The organism is Bradyrhizobium nitroreducens, from assembly GCF_002776695.1.
Taxonomy (GTDB): domain Bacteria; phylum Pseudomonadota; class Alphaproteobacteria; order Rhizobiales; family Xanthobacteraceae; genus Bradyrhizobium; species Bradyrhizobium nitroreducens.
The window spans coordinates 24,823-43,221 of the sequence record NZ_LFJC01000003.1 but is presented as its reverse complement, the minus strand read 5'-3'; the positions used below and the strand labels follow the sequence as shown (position 1 = coordinate 43,221).

General features: G+C 65.2%; 21 protein-coding genes, 1 tRNA gene and 1 pseudogene. 12 read left to right on the top strand and 11 right to left on the bottom strand.

Annotation, left to right across the window (positions count from 1 at the left end):
• Window positions 1-72: 72 nt before the first annotated feature.
• Window positions 73-1,005, bottom strand: a complete 933-nt coding sequence (locus TSA1_RS00245) for a hypothetical protein (RefSeq protein ID WP_430649754.1) — start codon at window positions 1,003-1,005, stop codon at window positions 73-75.
• A gap of 22 nt (window positions 1,006-1,027) precedes the next feature.
• Here TSA1_RS00245 and TSA1_RS40540 point away from each other — a divergent pair.
• Window positions 1,028-1,374 (top strand): annotated as a pseudogene (locus tag TSA1_RS40540) (enolase C-terminal domain-like protein); the annotation flags it as partial.
• A gap of 9 nt (window positions 1,375-1,383) precedes the next feature.
• On the opposite strand, the gene TSA1_RS00235 reads toward TSA1_RS40540, so the two are convergent.
• Complete coding sequence (locus tag TSA1_RS00235) at window positions 1,384-1,806, bottom strand: RidA family protein (protein ID WP_100180891.1); 423 nt, start codon at window positions 1,804-1,806, stop codon at window positions 1,384-1,386.
• A gap of 200 nt (window positions 1,807-2,006) precedes the next feature.
• Here TSA1_RS00235 and TSA1_RS00230 point away from each other — a divergent pair, with 200 nt between their 5' ends.
• A complete protein-coding gene (locus TSA1_RS00230; protein WP_100174586.1) occupies window positions 2,007-2,474 on the top strand; it encodes an NUDIX hydrolase in 468 nt (155 codons plus the stop codon).
• An 82-nt stretch (window positions 2,475-2,556) separates the two neighbouring features.
• Here the strand turns inward: TSA1_RS00230 and TSA1_RS00225 are convergent, their stop codons facing one another.
• The 4 genes from TSA1_RS00225 to cpdR form a co-directional block, all read right to left on the bottom strand.
• Entirely contained in the window at window positions 2,557-3,474 is a 918-nt protein-coding gene (locus tag TSA1_RS00225; protein ID WP_100174585.1) for a hypothetical protein, read from the bottom strand.
• 436 nt (window positions 3,475-3,910) lie between these two features.
• Window positions 3,911-4,399, bottom strand: coding sequence for an L-2-amino-thiazoline-4-carboxylic acid hydrolase (locus TSA1_RS00215; RefSeq protein ID WP_100174583.1), 489 nt, complete (start codon window positions 4,397-4,399; stop codon window positions 3,911-3,913).
• Window positions 4,400-4,629: 230 nt separating this feature from the next.
• Window positions 4,630-4,704, bottom strand: a tRNA-Val gene (locus TSA1_RS00210).
• A 75-nt stretch (window positions 4,705-4,779) separates the two neighbouring features.
• Window positions 4,780-5,139, bottom strand: a complete 360-nt coding sequence (gene cpdR, locus TSA1_RS00205) for a cell cycle two-component system response regulator CpdR (RefSeq protein WP_007597092.1) — start codon at window positions 5,137-5,139, stop codon at window positions 4,780-4,782.
• A gap of 331 nt (window positions 5,140-5,470) precedes the next feature.
• On the opposite strand from cpdR, the gene TSA1_RS00195 reads away from it, so the two are divergent.
• Window positions 5,471-6,361: an N-formylglutamate amidohydrolase gene (locus TSA1_RS00195; RefSeq protein WP_100174582.1), complete on the top strand. Its 891-nt coding sequence runs from the start codon at window positions 5,471-5,473 to the stop codon at window positions 6,359-6,361.
• Window positions 6,362-6,652: 291 nt separating this feature from the next.
• On the opposite strand, the gene TSA1_RS38715 is transcribed toward TSA1_RS00195, so the two are convergent.
• Window positions 6,653-6,865 (bottom strand): hypothetical protein, encoded by a 213-nt coding sequence (locus TSA1_RS38715; RefSeq protein WP_145984252.1) that lies wholly within the window; start codon window positions 6,863-6,865, stop codon window positions 6,653-6,655.
• 25 nt (window positions 6,866-6,890) lie between these two features.
• On the opposite strand from TSA1_RS38715, the gene hisN reads away from it, so the two are divergent.
• The gene (gene hisN, locus TSA1_RS00190) at window positions 6,891-7,673 is read left to right on the top strand and encodes a histidinol-phosphatase (protein WP_100174581.1); all 783 of its coding nucleotides are present in this window, start codon (window positions 6,891-6,893) and stop codon (window positions 7,671-7,673) included.
• A gap of 22 nt (window positions 7,674-7,695) precedes the next feature.
• Window positions 7,696-8,661: a Bug family tripartite tricarboxylate transporter substrate binding protein gene (locus TSA1_RS00185; protein WP_100174580.1), complete on the top strand. Its 966-nt coding sequence runs from the start codon at window positions 7,696-7,698 to the stop codon at window positions 8,659-8,661.
• A 175-nt stretch (window positions 8,662-8,836) separates the two neighbouring features.
• Here the strand turns inward: TSA1_RS00185 and TSA1_RS00180 are convergent, their stop codons facing one another.
• Complete coding sequence (locus TSA1_RS00180; RefSeq protein WP_100174579.1) at window positions 8,837-9,727, bottom strand: LysR substrate-binding domain-containing protein; 891 nt, start codon at window positions 9,725-9,727, stop codon at window positions 8,837-8,839.
• Window positions 9,728-9,816: 89 nt separating this feature from the next.
• On the opposite strand from TSA1_RS00180, the gene TSA1_RS00175 reads away from it, so the two are divergent.
• From TSA1_RS00175 to TSA1_RS39215, 7 genes are all read left to right on the top strand, one after another.
• Complete coding sequence (locus tag TSA1_RS00175) at window positions 9,817-10,569, top strand: sulfite exporter TauE/SafE family protein (RefSeq protein WP_100174578.1); 753 nt, start codon at window positions 9,817-9,819, stop codon at window positions 10,567-10,569.
• Window positions 10,570-10,767: 198 nt separating this feature from the next.
• Window positions 10,768-12,237, top strand: a complete 1,470-nt coding sequence (locus TSA1_RS00170) for a DUF1800 domain-containing protein (RefSeq protein WP_100174577.1) — start codon at window positions 10,768-10,770, stop codon at window positions 12,235-12,237.
• Between the two features lie 2 nt (window positions 12,238-12,239).
• A complete protein-coding gene (locus TSA1_RS00165) occupies window positions 12,240-13,490 on the top strand; it encodes a DUF1501 domain-containing protein (protein ID WP_100174576.1) in 1,251 nt (416 codons plus the stop codon).
• 30 nt (window positions 13,491-13,520) lie between these two features.
• A complete protein-coding gene (locus tag TSA1_RS39500) occupies window positions 13,521-13,688 on the top strand; it encodes a hypothetical protein (protein ID WP_174718674.1) in 168 nt (55 codons plus the stop codon).
• Between the two features lie 154 nt (window positions 13,689-13,842).
• On the top strand, window positions 13,843-14,364 hold the full coding sequence (locus tag TSA1_RS00160; RefSeq protein ID WP_100174575.1) for a septal ring lytic transglycosylase RlpA family protein: 522 nt from the start codon (window positions 13,843-13,845) through the stop codon (window positions 14,362-14,364).
• Between the two features lie 101 nt (window positions 14,365-14,465).
• On the top strand, window positions 14,466-14,621 hold the full coding sequence (locus TSA1_RS39495) for a hypothetical protein (protein ID WP_174718673.1): 156 nt from the start codon (window positions 14,466-14,468) through the stop codon (window positions 14,619-14,621).
• Between the two features lie 29 nt (window positions 14,622-14,650).
• Window positions 14,651-14,809, top strand: coding sequence for a hypothetical protein (locus TSA1_RS39215; RefSeq protein ID WP_161497172.1), 159 nt, complete (start codon window positions 14,651-14,653; stop codon window positions 14,807-14,809).
• Window positions 14,810-14,896: 87 nt separating this feature from the next.
• Here TSA1_RS39215 and TSA1_RS00155 read toward each other — a convergent pair whose 3' ends face one another.
• The 3 genes from TSA1_RS00155 to TSA1_RS00145 all read right to left on the bottom strand — a co-directional run bounded on the left by TSA1_RS00155 (window position 14,897) and on the right by TSA1_RS00145 (window position 18,365).
• Entirely contained in the window at window positions 14,897-15,202 is a 306-nt protein-coding gene (locus tag TSA1_RS00155; RefSeq protein WP_100174574.1) for a hypothetical protein, read from the bottom strand.
• An 86-nt stretch (window positions 15,203-15,288) separates the two neighbouring features.
• Window positions 15,289-15,561 (bottom strand): hypothetical protein, encoded by a 273-nt coding sequence (locus TSA1_RS00150; RefSeq protein ID WP_100174573.1) that lies wholly within the window; start codon window positions 15,559-15,561, stop codon window positions 15,289-15,291.
• 131 nt (window positions 15,562-15,692) lie between these two features.
• Window positions 15,693-18,365: a flavin-containing monooxygenase gene (locus tag TSA1_RS00145; RefSeq protein ID WP_100174572.1), complete on the bottom strand. Its 2,673-nt coding sequence runs from the start codon at window positions 18,363-18,365 to the stop codon at window positions 15,693-15,695.
• Between the last annotated feature and the right edge of the window lie 34 nt (window positions 18,366-18,399).

Genomic DNA, 18,399 nt, shown 5'->3' with positions numbered 1-18,399 from the left:
GATGCTCCTTCGCGTGTTCGTCATTGCCTGTCGAACACGCGCTTCAGGAGGGGGCCTTTCGTCGATCTGCCGTCATTGGATATTGAATCGCGCGCCCGGGCATTCGTTGGTCACGGTCGTCGCGATGAGCTGGGCGGCGAGCGAGGTCGGCTTCGGGACCGCGACGATCTTCCAACGTCCCTGCTTGTTGAGCCAGAACCGCCCCGTCGTGGTCGCGATGCGGCGCTCGGTGTATTTCTTCGTCGAGATCAACGGCATCTTCGACTTCGGCGCGGGGACTTCCTTCCAGCCCTCGAACGAATAGAACTCCTGGAAGAAATAGTGCCACTCGATCTTTTGATATTCATGGTGCGAAACGACGACACGGACGACCGAGCTTCCCGTAAGCCATTCCGAACCCATCGGGTCAGGCTCGACCTGCAGGCACTTCGTGTGGAGCGGCTCCTGGACCTGAAGCAAATTCACGCGCTGGCTCTGCGTCAGCATCGCCGAGGTCACCGGCTGCCCCACATTCGGGTCATTGGCAGGTCCGGAGCAGACCGGCACCGCAGGCGGGCCTTGTCCGGTCCATGGGTTGTTGGTGCAATAGATGTAGCGCGTCCAGGACGACCAACCGTTGGACGCCGTTTCCTCCGCCTTGCCCGTCTCGCGGTTCCAAACGCTGGTAAACTTGACCGTCTTGGTCGGTGGACAGGCCGTTATGGGAGGGCCGTCCCACCAATGGGTGGTTTCGAACTCATAGATGGACTGGTCCGGATGCGGGTACATCACTGCCTTGTAGCTGGTCAGCGCGTGGTGCTCCGAGCACCCTTCGCCCTTCGTGTCGAGCCAGCAGACGATCGGAAAATTCTCGCTCGGCCAGCACCCCGCATGCGCCGAAGACGACCCCAGAATGGCTAACACGAGAGCCAATGCGAAGAGATAAGCCCGCATGGTCAATCCTCCCATCTGCATCTTCTGATTGAGGTTGCGCCGTTTCGTCGCCGCCATCTTGATCAAGATCAACGCATTGCCAGCGCCTTGGTGAGCGCTGCATATGCCGGTCCAGATCGGTGAGCAGTTCGACAGGACCTTCTCGATGCAGACCGCGCCTGCGGCGGAAGCCAACGCATCGGCGGCGTCACCGGCTGGCTGCGGGCCCCCGCGCTCGCCCATGCCGCCGGCATCGAGATGTCGACGCACCTGTTCTCGGAAGTGAGCGCACAGCTGCTCTGCGTGACGCCGACCGCGCATTGGCTGGGATATGTCGATTGGGCCGACGCCGTGCTTTCAACCCGGCTTAAGATCAAGGACGGCTTTGCGCTGCCGAGCGAGGAGCCCGGCAACGGTATCGCGTGGGACGAACCGGCGGTTGCCAGATATCTCGTTGGATAAGGCGGCCTGTTAGGTCCGGACAGCAGCGATCATGTTCAGCTCGACCGGCGCCCCGCGCGGCAACTCGGCGACGCCGACGGACGTGCGGGTATGACGACCGCGCTCACCGAGACGTTCGATCAGCCGGTCCGAGGCCCCGTTCATGACTTGCGACTGCTGGGTGAATCCAGGCACTGAAGCGACATATCCCACGACCTGCAGGACCTGGACGATCCTGTCCTCGCCGCCCGTCGCGTGATTGATGGCGGCAATGCAGAGATCAGCGCAAAGGGCAGCGGCTTCCTGTGCGGCAGCGATATCGACACCTGCTCCGACCTTGCCCGCATACAGCAACTCTTCGCCGCGGCGCGGCAGCTGGCCGCTGACATAGGCGAGTCCACCATGGATGATCACCGGCAGGTAGTTGCCGCCGGGCTTGTTCACGCTGCTCATCTCGATAGCCTTCTCTTCACATCCGGCGAAGCGACGCATTTCGGCGAACTCTGTACCTCGATCGGACCAAGCTCGCCGTGGTGGATGGCCGGACAATGGCAGGCGGCGAGTCGTCGATCAAGGCTGCGAAGCCTGATCCGGTCTGACAGAACGCGCCTCCGCGCATTGCACGGCGGCGGCGCGCGCGATAACGGTTCCCCATGACCACATGGCGCCCTCATCCGCACATCCGCGTCGTCGCAATCGGCCTGCAGTGGCGGGACGGGCGGCTGCTGGCGGCCGAGGTTCGTGACGATACCGGGCGCATCAAGGGCGTACGCCCGCTCGGCGGTGAGATCGAGTTCGGCGAGAGCTGGCGGGCCGCTCTGGTGCGAGAGTTCAACGAAGAGCTCGGCATCGACGTGACCATCACGAGCGAGCCTGTCGTGCTGGAGAACATTTTCGTGCACGAGGGATCGACCGGCCACGAGGTGGTGTTCGTCGCGGAGGTCGCGTTTCCAGAAGGCGCCTTCGCCGGCCGGGACCGCATCGACTTCTGCGAGGACAATGGAGAGCAGATCGTCGCGCGCTGGTTCGACCTTGCCGATCTCGACGTTGATGGCGGACCGAGCCTCTATCCGACCGGACTGAAGGCGCTGCTGCTGAGGACGGCGGCAGGGACCGCGTAAGAAGCGCTTCCTTCACCGGCAACCGCCTCGAGGGGAATGTTCCAGGCTGGCCGCCGCGGCGACGTCGGCAGACTTGCAAGCCTCATTGGTTGCAGCGCTTTTCGAGTTCTGCCTTCTGCTGCTTCAGCACCTCACGCTCAGCGTCGCTGCCTTTGACCGGATCCCGCAAGAGCGCAACCTGTGTTCTGTTGATCTGGCTGATCATAGTGGTGCATTGCTGCCTGGACAGCTGGCCGCCGGCGGCTTTCGGCTTTCGCTCGGGCGGTGGAGCATGATCTGCCGTCTTTGCATCGACGGCTCGGATCTTCTCGATGTTCTCCTTCGCTTTCGCCTCGTTCTGTAAATCGCCGGTCTTGCGAAACTCTTCGGCAGACCTCTTGAAGTAGTGCTCGGCCGTCCGAAGGTAACTCTTTCGACTTTCGTACGATGCTCGCATCGCATTGTTGAAGGCTTCTTTACCCGCTCCGAATAGAGCGGCTCCTTCGCCGGAATCGGCCTTTGTCCGGTCCATGGACGGCTTGAGGGACGGCTTGGCCGCGGCGGGTGGCCCAGCCTCGGGAGCTGCGGAGGGCGTTCTGTCGATCCCGAGAATATCGGCAGTGACGTTCTTCGCCGCCGAGCCGAGATCCCTGGATCGGGCGCTCGCGGGGACTGCGCCAATGCGCACGGCAACCGCGGCGCCGCCGTTCGTCGACATCGATCGCCCATCGGGCTCGAGCGTGTAATTCCAGCTCCCCAAGCTGTTGGTGTAGGTCAATACGTTTCCCGAACAGGTCCATGTCCCCTGGGCGCAAGCCGGATGCTCGCTGCACAACGCCGCACCATCCGGCTTCAACGTGCCTCTGTTGCCGCTGCCCGAATGGCGCCAGTCTCCGATGAATTTTCCGGCGCAGCTGGATGGCGGCGCGGCTTCCGCAGACGCGGCACAGACCAACAACAGGAAAACGGCAGTCAAACGCCTCATCTCTGGCCCCCAAACGCGTCCATCCACCTCGATCATGCGTGGCCCCGCCGAGGTTCGTCAATCGAGGAACGACCAGGCCTTCGCCCCGGCAAACTGCCATGGACCTGATCATTCCACGGACCGCGTCCCTGGCTTCGTCGAGCAAGTCCAGGCGGCCCAGAACCAAAGGCGCGGCTGGCGGGCGACCGTCATGACCCAAATGGGATGGGCGCGGGAAAAATTCCTGGCCCACGATAAAATTGCCGGAATCGAAGAGCCGGATCGTTCACCCGATCGGCTCGGGCATCTTCTGGAAGGCCCCGCCTGCTCGTCGTTTGTCCAGGACGTCGTGCATGCTCTTGCTGGATCCTGGAATGGTGGCGCTCGCAATCGCGATGGTTGTTGTCGACCGCGTCCAGGAGGCCTCGTCCGGACTAGTGAAGCGTCAGACCATCGCCCCTTTCAAGGGAGCGAGAATGGGCGACAAGTGAAGTCAAAGACCACCGCTTTCAGTGCCGCGCCGATAGCGGAAGTCGCAATGCGGCGCGCCTTGCATGATGGTCTGCGTGCGTGTGAGCTTGATGTCGGGACCAAAACCTTCCGCGGTCGCAAAGTCCGCGGTGCAGACCAGGAGGAAGCCGAGCTCCGGTTCGCCGAGCGCCTGGTAGAATTCGGCGTAGGCACAGCGCTTGACGTCGAAGGCGAAGGCGTCATGGGACTGCTCGATGACGTCGTAGGCGAGCGCGTCGTCGCGGGCGTAGGCCTTGAAGGCGGATGATACGGACTTGCCGAGGTCGGCTTCGCTCTCGCCGGGGTTCCTGGCCTTCCAGAACTCCTCGCCGAAGCCGCGATAGAGATCGCCGAGCGCCTTGCGCACCAGCGCATTGGCGCGCGCCGTGCCGAGCTCGGCCTGCAGCGCCTTGACCAGCGGCACCAGCACCTGGGCCTGGATCTTGGCTTGCGCGATGACGGATATGCTCATGGGCGGCCCCGCGAGAGAGGTGTACGACCGTAACACATCGGGACTGCAGGGTAAGATTTTGGCTTGCCGAGCCGAAGCTCGCGGCGGCGGCCCGCCTGCGCCCTTTGGGCTTCGGCGCGGTATCGGCACCGAGCAAGCCGCACCAGTCCGTCTACGCTCTGCGAGCTACGCCGGACACGCTTCGCCATTTCTGGGAGTGGCTGCGCCACGCGAAGCCTTTTGGCGAAGCGTGGTGGGCACGACAGGGATCGAACCTGTGACCCCTACCATGTCAAGGTAGTGCTCTCCCGCTGAGCTACGTGCCCTAAAAGTCCACTTCCGTCGGGTGGGGTCCCTATAACGGCTCAAGGGAGCCGGCGCAAGGACGGAACAAGGCCGATTTAGGCGGCCAGCATCTTGTTCACTTCGCTGACCAATTCGCGCAGATGCACAGGCTTGGACAGCACTTTGGCGTTCTTGGGGGCGTCCGAATCCGAGTTCAGGGCGACCGCGGCGAAGCCGGTGATGAACATGATCTTGATGTCGGGATCGAGTTCCGAGGCCCGGCGGGCGAGCTCGATGCCGTCCATCTCCGGCATCACGATGTCGGTGAGCAGCATCTCGAACGGCTCTTCCCGCAGCCGCTGATAGGCGGCCATGCCGTTGTCATGGGACGAGACCTGAAAACCGGCATTTTCCAGCGCCTTGACCAGGAAACGGCGCATGTCGTTGTCGTCTTCGGCGAGCAGGATCTTTGGCATGGCAGGAATCGTCGCATCCCCAGAGGATATCAGCAGAGGTTACTAAGCCCGACGGAGGGTAAATTTGGGGTGAAAATCTTTACCCTGAGCCGGCTCTCGCTGCCGCCCTCTTGTGAACCGGAAAACGGCTCGAATCAATCGAGCCGCGCGGGCGTATCCCCGCCTCCCTGCCCACACGGTTAAGACATGTTCCAACGGCCATCACATCTTTTCGCTTGGCAGAATGGTTGCGATTCCGGACAATGACGACACATAAGAGCCGCTCGATCGGCCGAATCGATGCGGTCCGGCCACTGCCGTATCCCGGCGCGAAGGGACGAAGCCTGAGAAGATGACCCGGTTTGACGGCGAGACGTCGCCAGCCTTCGAGATCGTGGAGCCCGCGCAATGGCGCGCGCCGGTCATCTTCAACTCGCCCCATTCCGGCTCGATCTATCCGGACGAATTCCTCAGCGCCTCCAGGATCGATCTGCTGACGCTGCGGCGGTCCGAAGATTCCTTCATGGACGAGTTGATCGGCCATCTGAGCGAGCGCGGCTTTCCGACCGTCAGGGTCAACTTTCCCCGCTCCTATGTCGACGTCAATCGCGAGCCCTATGAGCTGGATCCCCGCATGTTCAGCGGACGGCTGCCGAGCTTTGCCAATACCCGCTCGATGCGGGTCGCCGGCGGCCTCGGCACCATTCCGCGCGTGGTCGGCGACGGTCAGGAGATCTATCGCGAGCGCATCCTGGTCGACGACGCGCTGGGGCGGATCGAGACGCTGTACAAGCCCTACCACCGCGCGCTGCGCCGGCTGATCAACAAGGTGCACCAGATGTTCGGCACCGTGGTGCTGGTGGATTGCCACTCGATGCCCTCGGTCGGCGTCTCCAGGGACGAGCCGCGCCGGCCCGACGTCGTGATCGGCGACCGCTACGGCACGAGCTGCACGCCGCTTCTGCCTGATAGGGTCGAGGAGACCATGACGGGCCTCGGCTATTCGATCGGCCGCAACAAGCCTTATGCCGGCGGCTTCATCACCGAGCATTACGGCAATCCCGCGAGCGGCCTGCACGCGGTGCAGCTCGAGCTCAACCGCGCGATCTACATGGACGAGCGGCGGCGCGAGCGCGGCCCGCGCTTTGCGCAAGTGGCGGCCGACTTCGGCGTCCTCGCCGAGGTGCTGGCGACCACGATTCCCTTCGGCGATCTCGGCCCGTTCCAGGCCGCGGCGGAATAAGCGCCGACTTCTCTCTGGAAGAATGATCATCCCGCGATGAGCGCGACCGCGCCTTCGCCTGGCTTCGCCGCGCGCTTCAAAACGAAAGCGGCGGCCCCAAGAAAAAAGGGCCGCTCGCGAATGACGCAAGCGGCCCAAGTCTAGGGAGGAAACGCCCAAGGAGGGCAGCGGTAACGCCAAGCGCTACCGCACCGCAACAATATGCGACCGCGCCGCACAAAGCGCAAGGGCTTTTGAGCCGTTTCCCATGCAATAAGCACATGGCTCAGTTGCTTCCATGGAAACCCAGATTCAGTTTCTTTGATAAGGAAATTCAATGGGTTGATTATCATTTGCATACGAACAAGGCATCCCCGGAACTAAGTTTTCAACGCCGTGATCGATATTTGGCCAGCGGATGACTTGGATGAGGCAGCGGGCGGCGGCATCCAAAATACCAGGGTGCAAATCAAGACAGCGCTGCACGCGGGAGGCGAATTGAGCTAGGCAGGAGTCGAGCTTCATCCAACTTTCGCTTTGAGGATACGCCGTGACGGTGATCGACTTCTCCGCCTTCATCGGACGGCTCGCCACCGCCTCCGGCGAAACCATCCTGCCGTTCTTCCGCACCTCGTTGTCGATCGACGACAAGAGCAAGACCAAGGATTTCGATCCCGTCACCGAGGCCGACCGCGCCGCGGAGGCGGTGATGCGGCGGCTGATCAAGGCCAACTTCCCCCAGCACGGCATCGTCGGCGAGGAATTCGGCAATGAGGGCGAGGACGCCGACTATGTCTGGGTGCTCGACCCCATCGACGGCACCAAATCCTTCATCGGCGGCTTTCCGATCTGGGGAACGCTGATCGCGCTGCTGCACAAGGGCGCGCCGGTGTTCGGCATGATGCACCAGCCCTTCATCGGCGAGCGCTTCTCCGGCGACAACGGCTCGGCCAACTATAAAGGCCCCTCCGGCGAGCGCCGGCTCCAGGTCCGCCGCTGCGCGTCGCTGTCGGAGGCGACGACCTACACCACCAGCCCCCTGCTGATGAACGAGCGCGACCGCGCCATTTTCGGCCGCATCGAGCAAGGCGCGCGGCTGTCGCGCTATGGCGGCGACTGCTACTCCTATTGCATGCTGGCGGCCGGCCACGTCGATCTCGTGGTCGAGACCGAGCTGAAGCCTTACGATATCGCTGCGCTGATCCCGATCGTGACCGGGGCCGGCGGTGTCGTCACCACCTGGGAAGGCAAGCCGGCCCAGGGCGGCGGCCGCATCATCGCGGCCGGCGACGCCAGGGTCCACGAAGAAGCGCTGAAACTGCTGAACCAATAACAAGCGCGAGCGGGAGGCTTGCATGACCATCTCACGCAGGCTTCTCCTTGGATTGTTCCTGATGCTGCCGTCAGCGGTGGCGGCGCAGAATTTTCCTGCAAAGCCGATCAAGCTGATCGTGCCCTTCCCGGCCGGCGGCCCCAACGACATCATCGCCCGCGTGATCGGCCAGCGCATGTCGGAGCTGTCGGGCCAGCCCGTGCTGATCGACAATCGCGGCGGCCAGGGCGGCGTGCTCGGCACCGACGCGGTCTCCAAGGCCCCGCCCGACGGCTACACCATCGCGATCTCCTCGGCCGGCGCCCTCGCCATCAGCCCGAGCATGGAGAAGGTCGCCTACGACACGCTGGCCGATCTGACGCCGGTGACGCTGGTTGCGACCGTGCCGGAAATGCTCGTGGTGGCGACCAACGTGCCGGCGAAGGACATCGGCGAATTGATCGCGCTCGCCAAGGCGCAGCCCGGGAAGCTCAACTTCGCCTCCTCGGGACCCGGCAGCCTGCCACATCTGGCCGGTGAGCTGTTCAAGCTGACGGCCAGGATCGACATCGTGCACGTGCCCTATCGCGGCGCGGCGCCGGCCGTGAACGATCTGCTGGGCCAGCAGGTGCAGATGACCTTCCTCGATCTCCCCGTGCTGCTGCCGCAGGTCAAGGCGGGCGCCCTGCGGCCGATCGCGATCGGCTCGGCGATGCGCGCCCCGACCGCGCCCGACGTGCCGACCACGGCGGAAGCGGGCTTTCCCGATCTGCGCATCGAGAACTGGTACGGCATGGTCGCGCCCAAGGGCACGCCGAAGGAGATCGTCACCGCGCTGCATGCTCTCGCGACCAAGGCGATGGCGGATCCGGCGGTGAAGGAGAAGCTCGCGGCGCAAGGCGCGACGCTGATCGGCGACGAGCCGGAGCACTTCCGCGCCTTCATCGCCGATGAGACGAAGAAGTGGGCGAAGGTGATCAAGGACGCCGGCGTGGAGACAGCGAAGTAGGTCTTTCTTACCCTCCCCTGGAGGGGGAGGGTCGGCTCACATGAGCGCAGCGAAATGTGAGACGGGGTGGGGTGACGGTATCTCCACATCCGACACTGCTCGAGTCGAGAGATCACCCCACCCCGCTCGCGCTTCGCGCGATCGACCCTCCCCCTCCAGGGGAGGGTAAGAAGCCTCACACCGCCTCCGCCCTCAGATGCTCCACCAGCATCTTCGCCGGCCGCGGCAGCGCCTTGAAGCTGCGCGCGCAGATCACAAGGCGGCGGTTGGCGAAGGCATCGCGCAGGCGGACGATGGCGAGCGGCATCAACTTCGCGCAGCGGCGGGCGGCGGCTTCGGGCACGAGGGCAACGCCGACATCGGCGGCGACCATCTGGCAGATCGCGTCGAAATCGCGCAGGCGCGCGCGGAAATGCGGGCGCATGCCGAGCCTCGCCGCATGCTTCGAAATATGCATCTGGAGCGCGGTGGCGCTGGTCAGCCCGACGAAGTCGCACGCCCCCGCTTCCTGGAAATCGATCTGGCGGCGGCCGGCGAACGGGCCGCGTTTCGACGTCACCAGCGCCAGGCGGTCCTCGCTGAACAGGAAGCGCTCGATGTGGTCGGGCAGTGCGTGCTCGGCGGCAAAGCCGAGATCGGCCGCGCCCGCGGTGACCGCGGCTGCGATGTCGGTGCTCTCGCGCTCCTCGATGTCGACGGCAATGTCGCGATGCTCGTGAAGGAAGCCGGCCAGCGCCTTGGGCAGATGCTCCGACAGGCCCGAGGTGTTGGCGAGGAAGTGCACGCTGGCGCGCACGCCTGAGGCAAAGCCGGCGAGATCGCCGCGCATGGCGTCGATCTGGTGGATGACCAGCCGCGCATGGTCGAGCAGGCTCTCGCCGGCTGCGGTCAATTCGACGCCGCGCCGTCCGCGCTTGAGCAGCGCGACGCCGAGCGCGTCCTCGAGCCCCTTGATGCGCGCGCTGGCTGAGGCCAGCGCCAGATGCGAGCGCTCCGCCCCGCGGGTGATGCTGCGCTGGTCGGCGACCGCGATGAAGAGCTGGAGATCGACGAGGTCAAAGCGCATGGCAGGTCTCCTCAGACTTCGTTTCAAACGAAGGCTAACTCCGTAACCTCCAGATTGTGCGCCGGCGCGGCTTCGGTCAATGTGCGGACATGATCGACCCGCTTCTCATTGTTATCGCCGCCGTCTTCCTGATCGCCGGATTCGTCAAGGGCGTGGTCGGCCTCGGCCTGCCGACGGTCTCCATGGGCCTGCTCGCGGTGAGCATGGCGCCGAGCCGGGCGATCGCCATCGTCATCGTGCCGGCCATCGTCACGAACATCTGGCAGACCTTCGCCGGCCCCTATTTGCGCGACATCCTGCGGCGGCTATGGCCGCTGATGATCGGCACCGTGATCGGCTGCTGGCTCAATGCCGGCGCGCTGACCGGCCCGCATGCGCGCTACGGCACGATCGTGCTCGGCGTCCTGCTCGTGATCTACGCGGTGATCGGCCTGAAAAAGTTCAAGTTCCACGTCGCGCCCGCGAACGAGGGATGGGTCGGCGCCGTGGTCGGCGTCATCACCGGCGTGATCTCGGCCTCGACCGGGGTGCAGGTGATCCCCTCGATGCCGTTCATGCAGGCGATCGGCATGGAGAAGGACGAGCTGGTGCAGGCGCTTGGCGTGTTCTTCACGACGGCGACGCTGGCGCTCGCCTTCAACCTCACCGTCGGCGGATTATTGACGCCGGCCAATGCGGTGCCGGGCGCCGTGGGCATGGCGATGGCCTTCGCCGGCATGTTCATCGGCCAGTCGGTGCGGGCCCGGATGCCGGCGGAAGCGTTCCGTCGCTGGTTCCTGATCGCGATGATCCTGCTCGGGCTTTATCTGGCCGGCAGTGCGCTGCTGAAGGAATTCGCCTAAAGCATGATCCGGAAAAGTGCGAAGCGGTTTTCCGGAAAGATCATGCGCAAACAACAACCTAAAGCGCGATGACGATTCATCCAAATCTCATCGCGCTTTAGGACGCGGGAGGTGCAGCAATCCCCCCCTTGTCGGCCTTGATCTTGAATGTTACAATAAGTAGCATTACAACTCGTAGCCTATAGCCGGGCAATCGCCATGAGCAATTCCGCAAAGGCCGAAGCCGTGTTGGCGCTGCATCGCTTCGGGATGGGGCCGCGGCCGGGATCGATTGCCGCCATCGGGAGCGACCCGCGCGGCGCGCTGATCGCCGAGCTCGACCGGCCGCTCGGCTTGAGCGCTGCAGCCAGTCTTCCCGCCAGCGCGAAGGCCTATCGCACCGTGGCCGATGCCAATGCGCGGCGAGCGGCGCGCGCCAAGCAGGCGCAGCAGCAGGCCAAGAAGCAGCAGATGGCGTCGGCCGCTGCGGGTGATCAGGCCGAAGCGCGGCGTGAGGGTCAGGCGCAGGGCTATGCGCAGGAGAAGGATGCAGCCGAGATGGCGGCGAAGCAGGCCGCCGACGCCATTCCCGATCCGGGCCGTCCAATCTATCTGCAGGAAGCCAAGCTGCGCACGGAAGCCGCGCTCGCGGCCGATATCGGCTTTGCCGAGCGGCTGGTGTGGTTCTGGTCCAATCATTTCTGCGTCTCGGCCAACAAGATCCAGAGCATGTCCGGCGCCTATGAGCGCGAGGCGATCCGCGCTCATACGCTCGGCCGCTTCGTCGACCTGCTGCTGGCGGCCGAAGGCCATCCGGCCATGCTGTTCTATCTCGACAATCTGGCATCGATGGGCGCCAATTCGACCGCCGGCATCAACCGCAACAGCGGCCTCAACGAGAACATCGCGCGCGAGATCATGGAGCTGCATACGCTGGGCGTGCGCACCGGCTACACCCAGGACGATGTGATCAGCTTCGCCAACGTCATGACGGGATGGACGCTTGTTCCGCCCGGTGACAATCCGGAGCATGGCGGCGAGTTCACCTTCAATCCCCGGCTGCACGAGCCCGGCGGACAGACCGTGCTCGGCAAGCGATACGAGCAGGAGGACGTCGAGCAGGGCCGCGCCGTGCTGCGCGATCTCGCCGCGCATCCGGCAACCGCGACCCATGTCGCGACCAAGCTCGCGCGCCATTTCGTCGCCGACGAGCCGCCGCCGGCCCTGGTCGAGCAGATGGCCAAGACGTTTCGCGATACCGAAGGCGATCTCAAGCAGGTCGCGATCGCGATGGTGTCGTCGGACGAGGCCTGGCGCGTACCGCCGGCGAAGCTCAAGCGTCCGAGCGAATGGGGCGTCGGCATGGTGCGCGCGACCGGCATCACGCAGGTCGATCCCGTCCTCTACACCGGCGGCCAGCAGCTGCTCGGCGAGCCGCTGTGGCGTCCGTCTGCGCCCAAGGGATATCCGGATGACGAAGCGAGCTGGATCGACGGCGTCGGCCGCAGGCTCGACGTCGCCAACAATTTTGCCGAGCGCGTCTCCGGCTTGGCCGATCCGCAAGCCATCATCGAGGACGTCTTTGCGTCCGAGATCGCCGCCGAGGTGAAGCAGGCGGTCGGCCGTGCGGAGAGCCGGCAGCAGGCGCTGGCACTGTTGTTCATGTCGGCAGATTTCCAGAGGAGGTGAGCATGGGCGTCGTCAATCATTTGCCCACGCGGCGCGAGCTTCTGGCCGGCTCCGGCGCACTGTTCGCGTGGAGCCAGATGCCGCGGATCGCGCGTGCCGAAGGTCGAGATCCGCGCCTGCTCGTCATCGTTCTTCGCGGCGCGCTGGACGGCCTCGGCGCCGTCGCGCCGGTCGGCGATCCCGACTGGATCGCCTTGCGCGGCGATCGCGCGCTGGTGCTGGACGGCAAGCCGCCGGCGCTGCCGCTCGACGCCTTCTTCGCGCTCAACCCGGCGATGCCGAACCTGCACCGGCTCTACAAAAGCGGCAAGGCCGCGATCGTCCATGCCACTGCCACGCCCTATCGCGAGCGCTCGCATTTCGATGGCCAGGACGTGCTGGAGAGCGGCTTCACCAAGCCGGGCGCGGCCGCTTCAGGCTGGCTCAATCGCGCGCTGCTCGCGATGGAAGGCGGCGGCCGCGTCGATCCGCGCGGCAGCCGCGCGCTCGGCATCGGCTCGGTGACGCCGCTGGTGGTGCGCGGCTCCGCGCCCGTCATGACTTGGGTGCCGCAAAGGCTCCTGCCGGCGAGCCAGGACACGCAGAGCCGCCTGCTCGATCTCTATCAGCACACCGACCCGAAGCTTGCGACCGTGCTGCAGGCGCGGATGAAGCTGGCCTCGCTCAACGGCGCACCGGGCACCGGCGAAGCGATGCCGGATGATCCGACGCTGGCGCCGCCGGGCATCGCGCGCGTGCGCGCCTATTTCGCGGAAGCCGCCGGCACCGCCGCGCGCTATCTTGCCAAGCAGGACGGTCCGCGCGTCGGCGCCATGGGCTTCGTCGGCTGGGACACGCATATCGCCGAAGGCGCAGCGTCGGGCCAGCTCTATGATCTGCTCGGCGCGCTCGACGGTGCTTTCGCCGCGATCGAAAGCAACATGGGCGAAGCCTGGAAGGAGACGGTCGTTGCCGTCGTCACCGAGTTCGGCCGTACCGCGCGCATCAACGGCACGCAGGGGACCGACCACGGCACCGGCACGGTCGCGTTCCTGATCGGCGGCGGTCTCGCCGGCGGCCGCGTCATTGCGGACTGGCCGGGGCTGAAGCCGGCGCAACTGCTCGAGGATCGCGATCTCAAGCCGACCATCGATTTGCGCGCCGTGCTGAAGGGCCTGCTGAGAGATCATTTGCGCGTCGAGGAGACCGTGCTGGCTGACGCGGTCTTCCCGGGCAGCGCGGACATCAAGCCGATGGCCGGTCTCGTCGGCTGACGGCGCCGCCCTCGCAACCGGATCGGGTTCATGATGTGCACACTGACACAAGTGGAGCTCGACTTTCTCGCCGGCCTGAAAACCGGCTGGCGGCGGCTCTATCGGCGCGAGCTTGCGCGGCTCCTCAAGGGCGAGGCTGAGGCCAACGGGCCCCAGCCTGATCCGCGCCCGATCGCGTGGCGGGTCGTCTCGGGCTGATTTTTCGCGCCGCTGTCCCGATTCAGGACGCGTCACTGTGGTGGAATCGTCACAGCTGGTGCGAAACGGCGGCGGCCCCACGCCTGCTTTTGTTCCGACAAGGTTCTGCCCTCATTGCCCACCGAAAATCCGCCCCAGTTCGGAGGGGCGTACCATGTCTTGCATTGCACGTGCCGAAACTGCCCGGATTTTCCCCGCAGCCGCATCCCGGCTGCTGCTCGCCATCATCGCTGCCGCTTCGCTCGCCGCCTGCGCGCAATCGCCGGTCGGCCGCCAGAAGGCCGATCTGGCAGGGACCAGCCGACAGGCCGCGGTCGAGCGGCCGCACCGGGTGGCGGCGCTGCATCCAAGGCCGATCAACCGGGCGCGCGTTCCCGAGGCGCCGGGCGAGGCAAAGCAAGCCTCGCACGGCCTTGCCAGCTTCTATTCGGACACGGAGACGGCGAGCGGCGAGAAGTTCGACCGTAACGAATTGACCGCGGCGCATCCGAGCCTGCCGTTCGGCACACGGTTGCGCGTCACCGACGTATCCTCCGGCCGCTTCGTCACCGTCAGGGTCAACGATCGCGGGCCATTCGTCCGCGGCCGCGTGGTCGACATCTCGCCCTCCGCAGCCGAGGCGCTCGGCATGGTCGACAAGGGCATCACCAATGTCAGGCTCGACGTGGTGCAGTGAGTTGGAGGCATCGCGTTCGGCCCGCCTGCTTAACCGGCTGTTAGCGGCTTCTCAAGCACCATGCCTGTCCGGAAATTTGGGGCTGTTGGGGAGGCGGGCGCTTGAACACGATCCAGTATCTCGAAGATCAGGCCGCGCGCGCCGAGCGGCTCGCCAAACGGATCACGGATACGCTGACGATCGAAAGGCTCCTGGCCTTCGCCGACGAACGCCGCCGCGAGATCGAGGTCATCGCCGGCAAATATCGGCGCGCATAACGCCTGCAAACCATGCTCTGAACGCATTCGTGCTTCCTGTGAAGCGCGGAACTTCTTCCTCTTTCCTGCGTCATATGGGCAGTGAGAGAGAGGAGGACATCATGGGTTTTGGACGAGGTGCTTTGCTCTGGTTGCTTGGCGTGCCGCTGCCGATCGTGCTGCTGCTGGCGTTGTTCTGGCACCACTGAGGTTGACTCCACCAGACGAAAAGCGCCGCGGAAGCGGCGCTTTTATTGCCTGCGCGAAATGGCGTAGCGCTCTCCATGCAGCGCCATTTATGAATGGCTCTCGACGAAGTCGCTGAGATAGTCGGGCAGTGTCACGCCGTCGATATCGCATCGTGTGCGGATCTCGCCGGCGACATCCGTCGAGATGTCCTTCGTCCAATGCTCGAGCGTGTTGAACGAAATCACCTTGATGGGATCGTTGAAGCAGCCGGCGACGAGCTCGCCGATCGTGGTGTCGAGATCGCTCCGCTCGACGCGGATCTCCGTCGCGTTGTCGCGGCGGTCGATCACCACGAACAGGGTCTGGTCCGCGCCATAGGGCACGACGGGAGATGACAGGCCAGCTTCAAGCATCTTTTGGGCACTCGCGACTTGGCTTCCGATCTCCGTTAACGGGAAGAACCGGAAGAAGGTTCCTTGCGCGTTGCCGTGAAGTGCTCTCAGAGAAATTCCCTCAAGCGCGAGAGCTCGAGGACGTGCTCGGGCGCGAGGATTTCGGTGACGAGCGGCGGTTGCGCGATGGTGCGAATCTCATAGAGGTGCCGGGTTGCCGCCGGCTTGTCCATGAACGCCGAGATGCACGCGTCGAGCGTACCTTCGAGGACCTGGTAGGGCTCACGGTCCGGTTGACGCCGATTGGCCAGCGACGGCCATTTGTTCAGCACCGCAAGCGCACTGAAATCGACCTTTGACTCCGCAACCGCGTCCCCCATCGTCCCGCCTCACGCAAAAAACGCCCCAGCAGGCGGATTTGCGTGCCGGGGCCACACCTGTCGCTGTATCTCAATGCCACAACTTCACAACGCAGCAGCCGGGAAAAGGTTTCCCGGCCGCCTTGTCGCGATCAGCTCGCTGCCGCCGCGATCTTGAAGCCCGGGCTGTCTTCGTCGCCGACGCTGACCTTCGGCGGAAGCCCGGCGAAGCGCCGCAGGGCTTCGGCCATCTGCATCCGGCCCGACACGCTCGTGATCACCACGTCGACCATGGTGAAGGAGGAGTGGAAATGGCCGTGTGCCTTCAACTGCTCGACCGGGACGCCCGCGGCCGACATCGCCTCGGCATAGGCGACGCCTTCGTCGCGCAGCGGATCGAACTCGCAGGTCGCCACGAAGGCGGGCGGCAGCCTTTCGACCTTGCCGCGCAGCGGTGAGACGCGCGGATCGGTGCGGTCGGCCGGCGAGCAATAGAGGTCCCAGAACCAGAACATCAGCGAGCGCGTCAGGAAGTAGCCCGTCGCATTGTCGTTGTAGGAGGGACGGTCGAAGCTGCAGTCGGTGACCGGACAGATCAGGAGCTGGCCGGCGATCTCGGGCCCGCCACGATCGCGCGCGAGCTGGCAGGTGACGGCAGCGACGTTGCCGCCGGCGCTCCAGCCGGCGACCAGCACCGGGCCCGGCCTGCCGCCGAGCTCGCTGGCGTGCTCGGCGACCCAGCGCGTGGCCGCATAGCCGTCTTCGGCCGCGGTCGGGAAGCGATGCTCCGGCGCGTGACGATAGCCGACGCTGACGAACATCATGCCGGTCCGCCGCACCATGTCGCGGCAGAACGGCTCGTCCGACTGCTCGTCGCCGAGCACCCAGCCGCCGCCGTGGAAATAGACCACGACCGGATGCGGTCCCGGCGTTGCCGGCTTGTAGACGCGGTAGGGCAGCGCGGCGCCTGCAACGGGCAGTGTGCCGTCGGCGATGTCGCCGATCGGCCGCCCCGCAGGCCGGCTCTTGTTGAACTCGTTCACGAACGCGCGCGCGCCCTCCGCCCCCATCGACTCGATCGGCGGCAGGTTGAGCGTTGCGAGCAGGTTGAGCACCAGCCGCACATCCGGCTGTAGCCGCACCACCTCGCCGTCATTGCATTGCGTGGCGCCATCAGGGCCGGTGAGCTTGAAGCCGAGCATGCCGCGGCTGACCACCTCGTCGCAGATGCTGCGATAGGGGCCGACGCCGCCGGTATAGGGCATCAGGCCCTGCACCTTGCCGGGCACGTTGGCGCCCGTGTACCAGGTGTTGGCGAGCCGGTGCAGCGTCAGCATCGAGCAGTCGGCCATGTGCCTGCTCCAGCCGGCCTGCGCCGTCTCGGTCGGCTCGATCGTGGTAAAGCCGGCATCGCGCAGAGCGGCCAGGCGGTCGACCACCCAGTCGACATGCTGCTCGATCGACACCGCCATGTTGGACAGCACCGAAGGGCTGCCGGGCCCCGTGATCATGAAGAAGTTCGGGAAGCCTTCCACCGTGAGCCCGAGATAGGTCTGCGGCCCCTGCGCCCAGACGTCGGTGAGCGATCTGCCGTCGCGCCCGGTGATCGGATGCACGGCGCGGATCGCGCCGGTCATGGCGTCGAAGCCGGTCGCGAACACGATGACGTCGAGGTCGAAGCTGCGGCTGCTCGTGGAGATGCCGCTTGCGGTGATCGCCTTGATCGGTTCCTGGCGCAGATTGACCAGCGTGACGTTCGGCCGGTTGTAGGTGGCGTAGTAATTGGTGTCGAGGCAGGGGCGTTTTGCGCCGAAGGGATGGTCGTCCGGCATGAGCGCCGCCGCCGTCTCCGGGTCCCTGACCGCAGCGCGGATCTTCTCGCGGATCAGGTCCTGGACGATCTTGTTGCCGTCGACATCGACGGCCTGATCGGCCCAGAGCTGCGTCAGGATGTGGACGAGGTCGCCGGCGGCCCAGGCGCGTTCGAATCGCTCGCGACGCTCGGCATCGCTCAACTGCCAGCTCACGACGGTCTGCTGCGGGTAGGGCACGCCGGCCATCGACTGGCGCGCCTGCTCGCGATAGGCGGCGCGGTCGCTCTTCAGCAGGCTCATGCGGTCCGACGGCGCCGGGCCGTTATGCGCGGGCAGCGCGAAGTTCGGCGTGCGCTGGAACACGGTCAGATGCGCGGCCTGCTCGGCGATCAGCGGGATCGACTGGATCGCCGACGAGCCCGTGCCGATCACGGCGACGCGCTTGCCCTTAAGATCGACGCCGCCATGCGGCCAGCGTCCGGTGAAATAGACCTCGCCCTTGAATTCCTTGACTCCCTCGATCTCCGGCGGCTTCGGCGCCGAGAGGCAGCCGGTGGCCATGATGTAGTGGCGGCAGGAGACGGGCGGTCCGTTGTCGGTGGTGATGAGCCAGCGCTCGGCCTTCTCGTCCCATCGGGCTTCCGTGACCTTGGTCTTGAAGCGGATGTCGCGCCTGAGGTCGTAGCGATCGGCGACGAAGCCGAGATAGCGCAGGATTTCGGGCTGGGTGGCGTATTTCTCCGACCAGGTCCAGGCCGTCTCCAGCTCGGGATCGAACGTGTAGCTGTAGTCGATGGTCTGGATGTCGCAGCGTGCGCCAGGGTAACGGTTCCAGTACCAGGTGCCGCCGACGTCGCCGGCCTCCTCGAGTGCGACGGCCGAGAAGCCGGCCTTGCGCAGGCGATGCAGAAGATAGAGGCCGGAAAATCCGGCGCCGACCACGGCGACGTCGACCTGTTGAGCGGTTCCGCGTTCCTCGGAGGCACGTGTAGCAACCATTGCGTCAGACATCGCATTTCCTCCCGTAAGTTTGTTTTGCCGGCAG